We start from the raw sequence: 269 nt of genomic DNA, 5'->3' as shown, positions 1-269 counted from the left end.
CTACCAACCGGGAAACTACATCGGTCAGAGCGGATTAGAGAGCTACTATGAACAAGAGTTACGAGGCCAGCGGGGCGTCACGTTTGTCATGCAGGATGTTCGTGGCACGCCCAAAGGGTCCTGGCAAAACGGGGCCTATGATACCCTGGCGGTGGCCGGGAAGAACCTTATTACTAGTGTAAATGCCGACTTGCAGCGGTTTGCCGACAGTTTAATGCTTAACAAAGTGGGCGCCATCGTGGCCATCGAACCGGCCACCGGGGAGATCC

At 55.8% G+C, this 269-nt stretch carries 1 pseudogene; it reads left to right on the top strand.

Features of this window, described 5'->3' with window-relative positions:
- Window positions 1-269: pseudogene (locus ACYVK4_RS26060) on the top strand (peptidoglycan glycosyltransferase); the annotation flags it as partial.

The organism is Spirosoma aerophilum (assembly GCF_054782495.1).
This window is presented reverse-complemented; position numbering and strand designations above follow the sequence as displayed.